The following is a 14,544-nucleotide window of genomic DNA, read 5'->3' as shown; positions in this document are numbered from 1 at the left end:
TGAGCTTGGTTAAGGCTTGATCAGCCAATCGTCCAAAACAAAATCGGTTTCCGCCAGCTTCTCTTCGATCAGAAAGGCCTTCGTTCCTTCCAGCAGCTGCAGCCCTTGTTCGGTAAAAGGAACCTCTTTGATCAGCTCGATCGGACTAACCTTCTTCACGTACTCCACCTTCGTGCTCTGCAATTCGGCCAGAAACGCATAGTACTCCTCCTCATGCTGCTTTAAATCCTCTAGCGCCTTGGAACGGGCTTCATTCCACGCCTTGGCGAAATCCGGATATTTCGCCAGATAATCCTCCGACACCACGGTTATGCTGGTTCCATACAGCTCGGGATGCTTGGTGGCATCGTCCAGCAGCGTATAGCCTTCATCGATTTGTTTGAGCGTATAGACGCCGGTATTGGTCATCGCGTCGATTTCCCCGCGGGCCAGGGCAGCCTCCGCATCCACGCGAAGCAGGTGGATGACCTTCACATCCTCAGCCAGCCCCTCTTTCTTCAAAAGACCGGCCAAGTATCGGTGGTGGAAGGAGCCTTTTTGAGTGGCTACCGTTTTTCCCTTTAACTCTTCCAGGGAAGCCGGGCCTCCCTTCTTCGCCACGAGGTACCCGATGCTGTCGGTCGAGCCTTGGGTAATCACCTTGGTCTTCGCTCCCGTTGAGCGTGACAGGATGGCCGGCGTATCGCCCAAGCTGCCAAAGTCCAGGCGGCCGCTGATCAGCGATTCGCTCAAATCCGGACCGTTCGGAAAGGCGGTCAGGTTTACCGTTTCAATCCCGTGCTTCTTGAGCTCTTCCTGAATAATGCCCTTATGGAACCCCCAGCCCTCGGCGCCTCCAGGCACATTCAGGGCATTGGTTCCTATATATCCGTAATTGAGCGTCTTCGGCACGCCGGAGCTTGATGCCTCCGTTATTTGATCTTTGGTCCCGCAGCCCTGCGAAAAAGCAAGCGCCGCCGCCACCAGCGTCAATAAAATCGCGTATCGCTTTCGCTTGTGTTTTTTAACGTTTCGATTCTCCATTCGATTTCTCTCCCCTCACAGATCCCATCTCGATATGACATTGCCTCGCTTTCGCTTCTTACGCCTCTTGCTTCTTACTGGGCTTCATGGAATCCCCGGCAAATCCTGGCCTCAACGAGCCCGAAGATCATGCTTCCCATGCAGACGGGAAGAGTGGAGCTGCCTGAAAAAGGGGCAGACGGACGGTTAAGGGACCGAACGCTTCGCGAGCTGAGCCAGAAACGCATGGCTGGATATGGACGTTCGGCCGGGTCCCCATCCCACCTTCTCGCGGTAGCCCCCCAACAGCTCGGCCTGCTCCAGCTCCGCCTCGCTTAGCCCGCTGAGCCGGTCGGGATGAGGAGCGACGTACATCGCGTCCGCCGGACAATAGAGCTCACACATGAAACAGGTTTGGCAATCGTTCTGGCGCGCAATGACAGGCACATCGTTATCGACTTTATCAAATACGTTGGTAGGACATACGGAGACGCACAGATTGCACTGCACGCATCTGGCATCGCTGATCAGCTCAATCAAAGGGAAACCGCCTCCTCGCTCACGCTCTGCCCCCGGACGCTGATTTCATCCAACCCGGATGTAATCAGGCGGTAATGCTGCGTCTCGTCCAACTCCGGATAATCAACCCGCTTATGCATTCCCCGCGTTTCCGTCCTGGCCTGCGCCGAGCGGTACATCCAGCGGGCCGTTGCAGCCATGGCCGCTGCCTCGCGTTTCTTCACCGCCTGATAATCAAGATGGATGGGTTCCTGCCGGATCGATTTCCATACGCCGTCGAGCCGTTGCAACGAATTCCGAAGTCCCTCATCCGTACGGAACAGGTTCCGGTCATAAGGCATGACCTCTTCCTGCACCGCCCGAATGTATTCCTCCGCGGCAATGGGCGGCTTTTCCTGCAGCGAGCCGAAGGTACCGGAAGATACGATCGGAGCCGAAGACAATCCGTGCACCTCGCGTCTAGCGGCATGCCGTCCCAGCGATTGGGCATAGTCCGCCGCGCCTTCGCCCGCAAAGCTGCCGGAAGACATCGCCCAGGCGGCATTGTGGCTGCCGCCTCCGGTAAATCCCCCGCAGATCAGCTCCCGCGTTGCGGCGTCTCCCGCGGCATACAAGCCGGGGACCTTCGTGGCGCACGTTTCGTTCACGATATGAATGCCCCCGGTCCCGCGCACCGTCCCTTCGAGCCGAAGCGTGACCGGGAACATATCCTTGAACGGGTCGATGCCCATGCGGTCAAACGGCAGGAAAAAATTCGTCTGCCCCACCCGGAGCAGCGGCTGCAGATCGGCGGGTGCCTGATCCAATCGGGCATATACCTGACGGTTCTCCAGCAGTTTTTTGGCAATGACGGAACGTCCCTTGGTCGAGCCCGCCCCCTCTACCACCGTGCCGTCCTCGTAGTAAAAGCTTGCATAACGGTAATACGCCGTTTTGGTCACCGAGGAGAACGTTGGCGATATGGCGTAGGCGTTGGAGAACTCCATGCCCGACATTTCGGCCCCGGCCTCGGCTGCCATCAGATAGCCGTCACCGGTCAACACATTGCATCCCAGCGCTTTGCTCAGGAAGGCGCAGCCGCCGGTTGCGATAACAACGGCACCCGCCGTGACTCTCCAGGGATCGCCGCCCTGCGTGCTTACGCCAGCGGCGCCCCCCACTCCGTGTTTATCCGCCAGAAGTTCCAGCGCAGGGCTGTGGTCGAGTATTTTGACGCCGGCTCTTTTCACCAGCTTGCGCATGAGACGCATATACTCCGGTCCCTGCAAGCCGCGCCGGAATATGCCGCCATCCGGGTCGACCGGGAACGAATACCCCCAGCCGCCCAGGCGGTTCATATTCTCGTAGGTTTGATCCAGGACCCGATCCATCCACTCATTCTCGGCTAAGCGTCCGCCCATAAAATACCGGCTCATCTTCGCTTCCTGGCGCTGCCGCCCTTCAGGCTCCACGTACCATACGCCTGTGCCCGACGGCGCCGTTGCCCCGCTTGATCCGCAGAACCCTTTATCCGCCAGCACGACTTTGCTGCCTTTCGCCGCAGCCGTTAAAGCCGCCCAGGCTCCGGCCGGGCCACCGCCAATGACCAGCACATCCGCTTCCAACCGAAGCGTGCTGCCTTGAATACGTGAACTCATGCGTGTTCCCCTCCTAATCATCATTGTCCCTCTGTTCTCTCATTCACGAAGCCTGATCATCCCTTGTAGCTATCCCGCCACTTCAGCAAGCGGCGCTCCAGAGAGCGGACGAACAGATCCACCATCATGCCGACGACGGCAAAAACCAATACACCCACAAAAATTTGCTCCGTTAACGAGGATTGCTTGGCAAGATTGATGAGAAACCCGACCCCCGACTGCGAACCGATCAGCTCCGCAACGACGAGCCCGAGCCAGGATACCGCCAGCGATAAGCGGAGTCCCATTAACAGGTTAGGCAGCGAAGACGGGATGATCAGCTTGATCATCTGCTGAACCCGGCTGTACTGCAGCACCCTGGATACCTCGAACAGCTTTTTGTCGACGCTCCGGATGCCGAGAAACGTATTGACGTACAGCGGAAAAAAAGCTCCCTTCGCAATGATCAGCACCTTCGACGTTTCTCCGAATCCGAACCACAAAATAATAAGCGGGGCGATCGCCAAATGCGGGATCATCCGCAGCATCTGCACCGTCGGATCCAGGAATATTTCCGACTTGCGCGAGAAGCCCGTCAGCAAGCCGAATATCAAGCCCAGGCTGCCTCCCAGAGCGAAGCCCGCAGCGGCGCGGCCGATGCTTATGCCCAGATGGGTCGCCATCTTGCCTGAGGCAATCAGATTCCAGAGGGATTCGAAAATCGCCGCCGGCGTCGGCAGGAAGAATGCATCGATCCAGCCAAGATTGCCTGCCAGCTGCCATATGGCCAGCACCAGAACCGGAAGGGCCGATCCGAGCGCAATGGCCCGTAGGAAGGCTGCACGCCGGCGATTGGAGCGCGCGGCAGCAGGATTGGGCGGCTGCGATACAGCGGGTGACTGCCCCGCCGCAGGCAGCGCAAGTTCGTTCACGTTTTTCATCGTGTCTCCTCCTCTCTCTTGGAATCAGAAGCCGTGCTTTAGCCCTCATAGCTGTCGTTCCATTTCAGCAGCCTGCGCTCCACCAGCCTAACCGCGGCGTCTGCTGCTTTGCCGATGACGGCAAACAGGACGATGCACACGAACACGGTTGCGGTTTTGCTGAACTGTCTGGCATCCGTCATCAAATAGCCGATGCCGGACGTGGAGCCCATGATCTCGGCAACGACCAGCCCGAGCCAGGCCAGCCCGAGGGACAGCCGGATCCCGAGGAAGATATGCGGCAGGGAGGACGGAATGACCAGCCTGAAGATTTGCTGGATACGCGTGAAACCCAGAACCCTTGTTACTTCGAACCATTTGTTATCCACGCCGCGGATGCCCAGATAGGTTTGGATATAGAGCGGAAAGAAAGCCCCTTTGGCGATCAGCAGTATTTTGGACGACTCCCCGATTCCGAACCAAAGCACGAACAGCGGCGCAACCGCTAAATGCGGGATCATGCGGACCATCTGGATGGATGGATCGAGCACACGCTCGGATATGCGGAATACCCCGACCAGAATACCGAAGGCTAGGCCGAGAGCCCCTCCAAGGGCGAAACCCGCTGCGGCACGAACCAAACTGATCCGGACATGACCGCCAAGGTCACCCGAGCCCGCCAAGTGGGCAAAAGCCTCCGCAATGCGAAGCGGCGTCGGGAAGAGCAGCTCCGAGATGTAACCAAGGTCGCCGAGCACCTGCCATAAAACCAGCAGCGATACGGGAAGAACCGCGCCTGCAGCCAAGGTGCCCAGCGACTTCCTCCATATCCCGGCACCTGATTCGCCGGGGGAGACCCTCTGCCGCTGCTTGGCGGCGGGCTCCAGTACCAGCGACTCGCTGCCGTGGACCGGAGCCGGAGGGTCCTGCCGGTACAATCCTGCATGGTCACTCATCGCGATCACGCTCCGGCACGGCAAACGCCACTCTTTCATCAACTAACATGAACATCAGCCAAACCCGTTTCATAAGGGCACCTCTCTCCTCGAATACAAAAAGAGACATTCTTCGAAAAACCGAAGGAATGTCTCCATTTGAATGGTTGACAGTATGAATGCTATTGGTTTAGTTCTGCTTTAACCTCGCCGGGGGAGAATCCGATCGATAAACGGGGTCTCGTCGATCTCTGCAAGCCGGGTCCGCCCGCGTCCCCAGCCGACCGTCTCCCTCCAGCTTCCCATGATCCCTACCGCGATCAGCTCTTCTTCCGTCACCTTCTGCTCCATATCCGCAAAGGGAGAAACATACAGAGCATCGGCAGGACAATAAGCCTCGCATATAAAGCAGGTCTGGCAATCCTCCTGACGGGCAATGACCGGAAGCCCCGTCTCCGTCCGGTCGAATACATTGGTCGGACAGACCTTGACGCACAGGCCGCACTCGATGCACCGCTGCTGACTGACAACCTCGATCATGAGCCTTCCACCTCCCCGGCCGCTGCCGCGATCCAGGCAGCAGCCTCCACGGCTTCACTGCTCCTATTGCCTGAACCGCCATAGTGTCGGCAAGCGTCCATGGTACCTCGGCCTGCCTGCCGGGGCGGCCGCCCCTCAGGATATACCTGGATATGATCGATCCCGCTCACGGTCAGACGATGCTGCTGGTCCGGATTCGGATCCGGGTATTCCAGAAGGGTATGCATCCCTCTGGTTTCCCGCCGGGTCAGCGCAGCCGCATACATCCATCTTGCCGTTGCCGCCATGGCCGCCGCTTCCCTTGCCTTGATCCGCTCGCGCGAACCCCCGGTTATCTTCGCGTACACTTCCGGCCATAGCCCGTTCAGCCGTTCGAGCGATTGCTGCAGGACCGGTTCGCTGCGAAAATAATTGATATCCAGCGGAAACACCTCCCGCTGTACCGATTGAATCAGGTTGGATGCATCCATTCCCTGCCCATGTGCTGCGGATGGATGGGACATTCCGGCCCGCCCCGCACCTTGCAGGCGACGGCTATCCGCGGAAGAACGCGTACTCAGCGCATGCTTCGCCGCCGATTCGCCAGCCCACGTTCCCGAGCAAATCGCCCAAGAGGCATTAAAAGCCCCTCCGCCCGACTTGGCACCGGTCACCCGCTCCCGGGTTGCAGCATCGCCGGCGGCGTACAGACCCGGTACCGTCGTCGCGCAATCTTCGCCGGTGATCCGGATGCCTCCGGTTCCGCGGACCGTCCCTTCATAGCGGAGGGTCAAGGGAAAACGCTCCTTGAACGGATCGATTCCCGCCCGATCATACGGAACAAAGAAGATGGCGTGCGATTGCCTTAATATGCGCCGTTTCTCTTCCGTGTCGGCATGATTCAGCATGGCGTATACCGGTCCTTTGCGGAGCATCGTCGGCAGAAAATCATGCGGCCTGGGCCCTCCGGGGCTGTACAGCGTATTCCCGTCTTCGTCATAATACGTCGCCCAGTTGAGAAGCCGCCCCCGGGTCACCGTGCCAAACGCCGCGCTCGGCGCATATTGGCGGCTGAATTCCATGCCGGATAGCTCGGCGCCAAGCTCCGCCGCCATGAGCAGTCCTTCGCCTGTAAGCACGTTGCAGCCAAGGCCCTTGCTCAGAAAGGCGCAGCCGCCGGTAGCTATGACAATCGACTTTGCCCGTACCTCCCAATCCTTGTTCTTCTGCCTGCATATGCCTCGTGCTCCTCCGACCCCATGCTCGTCGGCAAGCAGCTCGAGCGCCGGGGACTGATCCATGATCCGTACGCCCGCACGGCTGACCGCGCTTCGCATCAGCTTCATATATTCCGGGCCCTGCAAATGGTCTCGCATGGGGACCCCGTTCTCATCGCGGCGAAACGGGTATCCCCATGCCTCCACGCGTTCCAGATTGATGTATACCTGATCCAGCACGCGATGGATCCAATCCGGTTCCGATAAATAACCGCCCTCCTTCATCCGCTGGGCCACGGCTTCATCGCGCAGCTTATCGTCAGGAGGCAAATATAGCAGATTGGTTCCTCCGGGTGCCGTTGCCCCGCTGGAGCCCAGAAACCCTTTGTCGGCCAGTACGACCTTGGCACCTTGGGACGCCGCGCTCCAGGCTGCCCAAGCCCCTGCAGGACCGCCGCCAATGACGAGGACATCCGCCGTCAGTTTCAATTCATCCTGTGCACGCAATCGTTGATCCCCCCGCTCCTTGGTTGATAGTAAAATTGAGGTCCATACGACAAAAAGGAGATCATGAAGGATGCTCATGATCTCCAGCAGACTGGTCGATTCAAATTCATTTATCATAGTTATTCGATTGGAATTATCAAGTATATTATCAGCTGATGGCACAAGCGTCAAGATTAATTTTCGGAGGGATCGCTTAACAAAGCGAGACATTCGCTTCCGAGCTTTCCTAGGCCCTGCTGTCTTCGATCACTTTTCCTTATATCCCGACAATTTGGTACAATACAGACGGTACGAGAATGTCAAATGAAGGGACTATGATCGATATGTTCAAAATTTTCATTGTCGAAGACGATGCCGGGCTGGTCGGCCTGCTGAAAGAATATCTTCATAAATTCGGTTATGCGACGCAGTCCGTTCATGATTTCGAGACGGTGCGCGATCAATTTGAATCGTATGACCCTCATCTTGTGCTTCTGGATATCAATCTGCCTAAATTCGACGGCTATTATTGGTGCCGGCAGTTCCGCAGCCTCTCCACCTGCCCGATCATCTTCATCTCCGCCCGCGACGGGAAAATGGATCAGGTGATGGCGCTGGAGAACGGTGCCGACGATTATATAACCAAACCCTTTGACTACGAGATCGTCATGGCCAAAATCAAGAGCCAGCTCCGGCGGGCCTACGGGTCCTATGCTGCCGGTCAGAATGAGCGGGTCCTCAGCATCGCCGGACTCACGCTTGACGTTGAGCGTCTCTCCGTTTCGCTCGGACCGACCCAAGCGGAGCTCAGCCATACCGAAGCCAAAATATTGGACGAATTAATGAAGAAGCCCGAGCAGATCGTCAGCAGGGACCGGCTCCTGGAGAAAATATGGGATGATCAGGCCTTTGTGGACGATAATACGCTGAATGTGTACATCACCCGCGTCCGCAAGAAACTCGCCGCCCTCGGAATCGAGGATGGCCTTCAAACCGTGCGCGGGCGCGGCTACCGACTGGTACCGAGCTGGAGGGACGAACCATGAAACTATTTCTGCAAGAACAGCGTCCCTTAATGATTGTCTACATCGCCCAGCTTCTTGTCGTTACCCTGATCTATAGGCTGGACGGTTATCGCAATTTGACGGTCAGCCTGTACGCGGGCATCATCAGCTTGCTGCTGCTCGTCGGCTATCTCGCCTTCCGTTTCATTGCCAACCGTTCCTTCTATAAACGGTTGGAGCAGCCGCTCCCGGGAGAATCCCTCACAGGCGAATCCTCGGCAGAATCCTCCCACACCCCGCTCGCCGAAGCGCTTCATCAGCTGCTGAAAACCCAGTTCCGGCATTACACCACGGATCTGCATAACTATAAGCATAAAATTGAAGGCCATCTGCAGTTCATCAACCAATGGGCCCACCAGATGAAAACGCCGATTTCGGTCATTCACCTGATTCTTCAGGATGATGACGACCCCCGGTTTGCCGCGATCGGCGACGAGCTGGACCGGCTCAAAAAAGGGCTCGATCTCGTGCTGTATACCGCCAGGCTCGATACGTTCGAGCGCGATTTCCATGTGGAAAACCTGCCGCTTCAGCGAATCGTCCGAAATGTCACGTCCGAGCAAAAGCGGCTGTTTATCCGGCGGAGATTGTACCCGTCCATCCGGATCGATTCCGGATTAACGGTGGCCACGGACGAGAAATGGCTCTCTTTTGTATTGACGCAGCTGCTGACCAACGCGGTTCGATATACGCTGAAGGAACAAGGCACCCTCTTTTTCAACGGCTACACCCGGGAGAATCAAGTCGTGCTTGAGATAAGGGACGAAGGCATCGGCATTCCCCAAAGCGACCTCCCGCGGGTGTTCGATCCCTATTTCACCGGAGAGAACGGGCGCCGATTCCAGGAATCGACAGGCATGGGCCTGTTTCTGGTCAAACAAATATGCGATAAGCTTGGACATGCCTTCGAAATCGAATCCAAGGTCGAGGAAGGGACGACGGTCCGCATCATTTTTGCGGATGCTGCGGGCCATATCGCACAATGAATTCCACCGGCAGATGGCAGGGTTCGGCAGTACAAGCTCTTTAAGCCGTTGCTGCTTATTCCCGATCTGCTTACATCAGCAAAAGAAACCTTACAAGGTTGTAAGGTAACTGTAAGTTACGAATATGGCATGGACGCCAACGAATCTTTTACAATGATAACATCGTTATAGAGGAGTGAAGATATGCCCATCCTGAGCGTCAAGCATCTATCCAAAATCTATGAGGGCAAAGTGGCGTTCCAAGCGCTGAACAATATTCACTTCAACGTCGCCAAAGGCGAATTCGTCGGTATTATGGGACCTTCCGGCAGCGGAAAAACGACGCTCCTCAATCTGATTGCGACCATTGATCAGCCCACGGCCGGGGAAGTGATCATAGGCGGACGCAATCCCCATCTGCTCGGCAGGAGCGATACCGCTCTGTTTCGGCGCAGGGAGCTGGGCTTCGTCTTCCAGCATTTCAATCTGCTGGATACGCTGACCGTTGAGGAAAACATCGTCCTGCCGCTGACGCTGGAGGGCATGCCGCTGGACGAAATGGGCATCCGGCTGAACCGGATCGCAGACCGGCTAGGGATCGGGTCCATTCTGCACAAGCACACCTATGAGATTTCCGGCGGGCAGATGCAGCGCACCGCCATCGCGAGGGCGCTCATTCAGGAGCCCTCCCTGATTTTGGCTGACGAGCCGACGGGGAACCTGGACTCCAGAGCCTCCAAAGAAGTGATGCAGACCCTTTCGGCTTCAAGCAAAGAAGCTTCCGCAACGATTCTCATGGTCACTCACGATCCGGTGGCAGCCAGCTACTGTGACCGCGTCTTGTTCATCAAGGACGGTCAACTATATAATGAAATGTATTGCGGTGACAACCGCCAAGCCTTTTTCCAGAAAATCATCGACATGCTGGCGCTGCTGGGAGGAGGAAGTCATGACCTTTCGACAATTCGCTTTTAGGAATGTCCTGAGGAATAAGCGGACCTACGCGGCCTATTTCTTAAGCAGCGCATTCTCCGTCATGATTTTCTTTGTGTGCGCGCTGTTCCTGTTTCACCCTTCCATCACGGACGAGATGTTCTATCCGGTCGTGACCCAGGCGATGGTTGGCGCAGAGCTGATTATGTACGTATTCTCGTTTTTCTTCGTGCTGTATTCCGTCGGGGCTTTCTTGAAGACCCGCAAGCGCGAGTTCGGCATTCTGTTCATGCACGGCATGACGGACCGCCAGTTTAACAAAATGGTGTTTCTTGAAAATATGATCATCGGCGTAAGCGCGATCGCCACGGGCATTCTGTTCGGCATCATTACAGGCAAGCTGTTCCTGATGGCAGGCTCGGCCTTTCTCGGAGTCCCGCCCCTGCCGTTTCGGCTGAGTCTGCGCGCGCTGGGTCTGACGATCGCGAGTTACGCGCTGCTGTTCCTCATCATCTCGCTGTGCACGTCCTGGCTGCTGCGGCCCAAAGCGCTCATCGACTTGTTCCAGTCCGGACAGCGGCCAAAAACCGCACCCAGAACATCGCCGTGGTTATCCATATTGGCGGCTGTCCTGCTGCTTGTCAGCTACGGTCTGGCAGCCACGACAAGCGCATCGACCCTCGCGCTGCGCATGTTCCCGGTTACCTTGATGACGATGATCGGCACGTATCTGATTTATTCGCAGTTAGGGGTTGCTCTCGTCCGCAGGCTGAAAGAAAGCCGCCGGTTCACCTGGAGAAGAACCAAGCTGATCTCGCTATCCAGCCTGCAGTACCGGTTGAAGGATCATGCCCAGATGTTCTCGATGGTAACGATCGTGCTGGCCGTGTCTTTTTGCTCGGTAGGCGTATTCGCCTCCATTCCGGTGCTCACGAAGCAGTTCAACGAGGACTTCCCGGCCGCCATCGGTTATCTCGCCAAAACGGGAGACACCTCCGAAGAGCAGCATTTGAACGAAATCCGGCAGGAGCTGGAGTCGAGGAAAATACCGTTTGAAACGCTATCGTTTCGCGTTAAATATACGGATGCCGAACCGGCATCCACACAGGCCGGTCCATCGGAGATTCCGTTGACGCTGATCGCGTTCTCCGACTATAAGGCGGCTGTCGTGATGGCGGGACTGCCGTTTGACGAACAGCCGCCGAGCGGCGAGGAGGCCCTTGTCCTCATTGCTTCGCAAAACGACAGAGCTTATACCCGCAACCGGGATTACGCTTCTTACCGGCTCCGGGATTCCGGCATCCGGCTGCGTGAAATCGGTTATTCCGATCATGTCGGCGTGCCGGAATACTTGCTGCCGGAGATGGATGACGATTCCCGTTTCGGCGGTCTTGTCGTCAGCGACGACATCTTTGCCGCAGTCACGGATCCGGTCCGGCAGGAACGGTACACCGGCTTCTACGTGGACGATTTTACGGAGACGGAGGGGATCGTTCCCCATTTGGCTCCGGGCGGCGCCGTGCGCTATGAGATGGACCGGACCTTTGCGCTGGCGGTCAGCGGTACGCTGTTTGCCCTTCGGGACAGCCTGTACAACATGCTGCTCTTCGCGGCATTGCTTGTGGGCACGGTGTTCTTTATCGCGGCAGGAAGTTTCCTGTACTTCCGCCTCTATGCCGATCTGGATTTTGACCGCAGGCATTATGCCACGATATCCCGGCTGGGCATGACGGACAGGGAGTTCAGGCGGATCGTTACCGGACAGCTGGCGCTGCTGTTTTTTGTACCGATCGGACTTGCGATCGTGCACAGCATCTTTGCTTTCATCGCGCTGCAAAGCTATTTCTATTTATCCATTGCGGCTGAAATGGGCATCGTGCTGATCAGCTTCCTGATGATGCAGGTCCTGTACTTTTTCTTCATCCGCAGCCAATACCTGCGCAAGCTGAAGCAGACCCTTATATAAAGGATGGCAAAGGCCTCCTTATCTTTTGAAAGAGGTGTAACTTTTGGAAAACTGGATTACGGACATTATGGAGAAGTTCGGCTATGTCGGCATCCTGCTAATGATTGCCCTGGAAAACGTGTTCCCGCCGATTCCCTCCGAGGTCATTCTGACCTTCGGCGGATTCATGACAACCTACACGAAACTGACGGTGCCCGGCGTCATTATCGCAGCTACCATCGGCTCCGTGGTCGGTGCCGTCATCCTGTACGGGATCGGACGCCTGCTCGATGTCGAACGGCTTGAGAAAATCGTGGATCGTTGGGGGCATATCCTCCGCGTCAAAAAAGAAGACATCCGCAAAGCGGATGCCTGGTTCGATAAATACGGCTACTGGACCGTGCTGTTCTGCCGCATGATTCCGCTGATCCGGAGCCTGATCTCCATCCCGGCGGGGATGTCCAACATGAAGTTCGGCATGTTCCTGCTCTTTACGACCATCGGTACCTTGATCTGGAACGTCATTCTGGTATCCGTGGGGGCCGCCGTCGGCGATTCATGGGAGAATATCGTCGCCTTCATGGACGTCTATTCCAATATCGCTTATGCTGTAATAGCCGTGGCCGTGATCGCATTCCTGTTCTTCTTCTTCCGCAAGCGTAGAAAATCGGCTTAAGCTGGAGCACATATTTCATGCCATGCATCATTCATATCATTACATTTTACATTTTTAAGTAAGGGAGAGACCACAGGTCATGGATTTTTTAACCATCCTCAAAGCAATTATTCTGGGAATCGTCGAGGGACTGACCGAGTTCGCTCCTGTATCCTCTACCGGCCATATGATCATCGTGGATGACATGTGGCTGAAATCCGAGGAGTTTCTGACGAAATACGTAGCCAACACGTTCAAGGTCGTGATTCAGCTCGGCTCCATTCTCGCCGTCATCGTGGTGTTCAAGGACCGCTTCCTGGATCTCTTGGGACTCAAGCGCAAAAAGCCCGAAGCCGGCGTACCGGCCGGTACGGGCAGACTGAGACTCAGCCAGGTTATCGTCGGTTTGATTCCGGCCGGCGTTCTGGGCGTCTTGTTCGAGGACCTCATTGACGAGCATTTATTTTCTACCGAAACGGTGCTGATCGGTCTTGTGATCGGAGCCATCTTCATGATCGTTGCCGACAAGGTCAGCTCGAAACAAGAGCCGAAAGTGGTGACTGTCGATCAAATTACGTACAGGCAGGCATTCAGCGTCGGGCTGATTCAGTGTCTGTCGCTCTGGCCAGGCTTCTCCCGCTCCGGCTCCACCATCTCCGGAGGCGTTATGCTCGGCATGAGCCACCGTGCGGCAGCGGACTTTACGTTCATCATGGCCGTGCCGATCATGTTCGGAGCCAGCTTCCTGTCGCTGCTGAAGAACTGGGAGTACTTCACGCTGGAGGCTCTTCCGTTCTTCATCGCCGGATTCGTGGCGGCTTTCGTCTTCGCTTTGATCTCCATCCGCTTCTTCCTGAAGCTGATCAATCGGATCAAGCTGGTGCCGTTTGCGATCTATCGGATCGTACTCGCTGCCATTATTGCGTTGGTGCTTTATCTGTAAAACCGTTCTACAAGTACCGTTTACAATCCTAAAGGTGCTCGGGCACGTATAAAGGGGCTGTCCCAAAGTCATCTTTCATGACTTCTGGGACAGCCCCGTTTTATTATAAGTGCGCGGATGGCTATGGCATTAACAGACTATATCATAACAAATCTTTCCTCTATGCTTCTTTTGTTATAGAACTTCGTTTACCTCATCAGAGAACCATTTCGCGATGATTTGCGGTCTTGTTATGGCGCTGCCTACAACCACACAATGAGCTCCCATTTTGATCGCTTTTGCAGCCTGTTCCGGTGTGTTGAAGTTGCCTTCTGCAATGACTGGTTTCTTACACTGCTTAATCAGTTCTTCCAGCACGGTGAACTTCTCCACATGCTGAGACTGCGGTGTATAACCAATAAGTGTCGTTCCAATGTAGTGGAACCCCAATCGATCTGCTCGCAACCCCTCTTCCGTTGTGGAGATATCCGCCATGAACTTCTGCGAAGGATATTTTGTAAAGATCGATTGCAGGAATGCCTCATCCTGATCCATCGTTGCTTGCACAGCAATAATCTCAACCCCTGTACCAACAAGCGCATCCACTTCGGTCATGGTCGCTGTAATGAACGATTGCATACCCGGGTATTCTTTTTTGATAATGCCAATAATGGGCAGCTCAACTTGCTTCTTAATCTCTTCGATGTCTTCAACGCTATTAGCACGAATCCCCACCGCACCGGATTCGGCTGCCGCAATGGCCATACGTCCCATAATAAATGAACTATGCAACGGTTCGCCTGGCAAAGCCTGACATGATACAATTAATCCTCGTTTCACAATATG

General features: G+C 55.8%; 14 protein-coding genes. 6 read left to right on the top strand and 8 right to left on the bottom strand.

The features are described from left to right. Positions 1-9 precede the first annotated feature (9 nt). The 7 genes from M1D70_RS04040 to M1D70_RS04010 all read right to left on the bottom strand — a co-directional run bounded on the left by M1D70_RS04040 (position 10) and on the right by M1D70_RS04010 (position 7,235). Positions 10-1,023, bottom strand: coding sequence for an ABC transporter substrate-binding protein (locus M1D70_RS04040; RefSeq protein ID WP_456289192.1), 1,014 nt, complete (start codon positions 1,021-1,023; stop codon positions 10-12). Between the two features lie 186 nt (positions 1,024-1,209). Further along, entirely contained in the window at positions 1,210-1,542 is a 333-nt protein-coding gene (locus M1D70_RS04035) for a 4Fe-4S binding protein (protein ID WP_009594932.1), read from the bottom strand. After that, a complete protein-coding gene (locus M1D70_RS04030; protein WP_456289191.1) occupies positions 1,539-3,158 on the bottom strand; it encodes an FAD-dependent oxidoreductase in 1,620 nt (539 codons plus the stop codon). Before M1D70_RS04030 ends, M1D70_RS04035 begins: the two co-directional genes overlap by 4 nt. A 56-nt stretch (positions 3,159-3,214) precedes the next feature. After that, the gene (locus M1D70_RS04025; RefSeq protein ID WP_009594907.1) at positions 3,215-4,078 is read right to left on the bottom strand and encodes an ABC transporter permease; all 864 of its coding nucleotides are present in this window, start codon (positions 4,076-4,078) and stop codon (positions 3,215-3,217) included. A gap of 38 nt (positions 4,079-4,116) precedes the next feature. Continuing rightward, complete coding sequence (locus tag M1D70_RS04020; RefSeq protein WP_456290385.1) at positions 4,117-5,013, bottom strand: ABC transporter permease; 897 nt, start codon at positions 5,011-5,013, stop codon at positions 4,117-4,119. A gap of 180 nt (positions 5,014-5,193) precedes the next feature. After that, complete coding sequence (locus tag M1D70_RS04015; protein ID WP_009594897.1) at positions 5,194-5,532, bottom strand: 4Fe-4S dicluster domain-containing protein; 339 nt, start codon at positions 5,530-5,532, stop codon at positions 5,194-5,196. Beyond that, on the bottom strand, positions 5,529-7,235 hold the full coding sequence (locus M1D70_RS04010; protein WP_456290384.1) for an FAD-dependent oxidoreductase: 1,707 nt from the start codon (positions 7,233-7,235) through the stop codon (positions 5,529-5,531). Before M1D70_RS04010 ends, M1D70_RS04015 begins: the two co-directional genes overlap by 4 nt. A 323-nt stretch (positions 7,236-7,558) precedes the next feature. Here M1D70_RS04010 and M1D70_RS04005 point away from each other — a divergent pair, with 323 nt between their 5' ends. The 6 genes from M1D70_RS04005 (at position 7,559) to M1D70_RS03980 (ending at position 13,719) form a co-directional block, all read left to right on the top strand. Then, positions 7,559-8,260, top strand: a complete 702-nt coding sequence (locus tag M1D70_RS04005) for a response regulator transcription factor (protein ID WP_036673694.1) — start codon at positions 7,559-7,561, stop codon at positions 8,258-8,260. Next, on the top strand, positions 8,257-9,264 hold the full coding sequence (locus tag M1D70_RS04000; RefSeq protein ID WP_456289190.1) for a HAMP domain-containing histidine kinase: 1,008 nt from the start codon (positions 8,257-8,259) through the stop codon (positions 9,262-9,264). The genes M1D70_RS04005 and M1D70_RS04000 overlap by 4 nt, the downstream gene beginning before the upstream one ends. 183 nt (positions 9,265-9,447) lie before the next feature. Beyond that, positions 9,448-10,218 carry an ABC transporter ATP-binding protein gene (locus M1D70_RS03995; protein WP_009594885.1) on the top strand — a complete coding sequence of 257 codons (771 nt, stop codon included), beginning with the start codon at positions 9,448-9,450 and terminating at the stop codon, positions 10,216-10,218. Continuing rightward, a complete protein-coding gene (locus M1D70_RS03990) occupies positions 10,193-12,142 on the top strand; it encodes an ABC transporter permease (RefSeq protein WP_009594887.1) in 1,950 nt (649 codons plus the stop codon). Before M1D70_RS03995 ends, M1D70_RS03990 begins: the two co-directional genes overlap by 26 nt. A gap of 43 nt (positions 12,143-12,185) precedes the next feature. Continuing rightward, a complete protein-coding gene (locus M1D70_RS03985; RefSeq protein WP_009594880.1) occupies positions 12,186-12,797 on the top strand; it encodes a DedA family protein in 612 nt (203 codons plus the stop codon). A gap of 79 nt (positions 12,798-12,876) precedes the next feature. Continuing rightward, positions 12,877-13,719, top strand: coding sequence for an undecaprenyl-diphosphate phosphatase (locus M1D70_RS03980; RefSeq protein ID WP_009594940.1), 843 nt, complete (start codon positions 12,877-12,879; stop codon positions 13,717-13,719). A gap of 174 nt (positions 13,720-13,893) precedes the next feature. On the opposite strand, the gene M1D70_RS03975 is transcribed toward M1D70_RS03980, so the two are convergent. Further along, positions 13,894-14,538 carry an N-acetylmannosamine-6-phosphate 2-epimerase gene (locus M1D70_RS03975; RefSeq protein WP_456289189.1) on the bottom strand — a complete coding sequence of 215 codons (645 nt, stop codon included), beginning with the start codon at positions 14,536-14,538 and terminating at the stop codon, positions 13,894-13,896. Positions 14,539-14,544: the final 6 nt, after the last annotated feature.

The organism is Paenibacillus sp. AK002, assembly GCF_053903045.1.
Note: the sequence above shows the minus strand (reverse complement) of the source record. Positions and strands in the feature narration are given on the sequence as shown.

What these genes read in the sequence shown, in the direction of transcription:
- M1D70_RS04040 (WP_456289192.1), bottom strand. Translation starts at nt 1,023, where the DNA reads ATGGAGAATCGAAACGTTAAAAAACACAAGCGAAAGCGATACGCGATT.
- M1D70_RS04030 (WP_456289191.1), bottom strand. Translation starts at nt 3,158, where the DNA reads ATGAGTTCACGTATTCAAGGCAGCACGCTTCGGTTGGAAGCGGATGTG.
- M1D70_RS04025 (WP_009594907.1), bottom strand. Translation starts at nt 4,078, where the DNA reads ATGAAAAACGTGAACGAACTTGCGCTGCCTGCGGCGGGGCAGTCACCC.
- M1D70_RS04020 (WP_456290385.1), bottom strand. Translation starts at nt 5,013, where the DNA reads ATGAGTGACCATGCAGGATTGTACCGGCAGGACCCTCCGGCTCCGGTC.
- M1D70_RS04015 (WP_009594897.1), bottom strand. Translation starts at nt 5,532, where the DNA reads ATGATCGAGGTTGTCAGTCAGCAGCGGTGCATCGAGTGCGGCCTGTGC.
- M1D70_RS04005 (WP_036673694.1), top strand. Translation starts at nt 7,559, where the DNA reads ATGTTCAAAATTTTCATTGTCGAAGACGATGCCGGGCTGGTCGGCCTG.
- M1D70_RS04000 (WP_456289190.1), top strand. Translation starts at nt 8,257, where the DNA reads ATGAAACTATTTCTGCAAGAACAGCGTCCCTTAATGATTGTCTACATC.
- M1D70_RS03995 (WP_009594885.1), top strand. Translation starts at nt 9,448, where the DNA reads ATGCCCATCCTGAGCGTCAAGCATCTATCCAAAATCTATGAGGGCAAA.
- M1D70_RS03990 (WP_009594887.1), top strand. Translation starts at nt 10,193, where the DNA reads ATGACCTTTCGACAATTCGCTTTTAGGAATGTCCTGAGGAATAAGCGG.
- M1D70_RS03980 (WP_009594940.1), top strand. Translation starts at nt 12,877, where the DNA reads ATGGATTTTTTAACCATCCTCAAAGCAATTATTCTGGGAATCGTCGAG.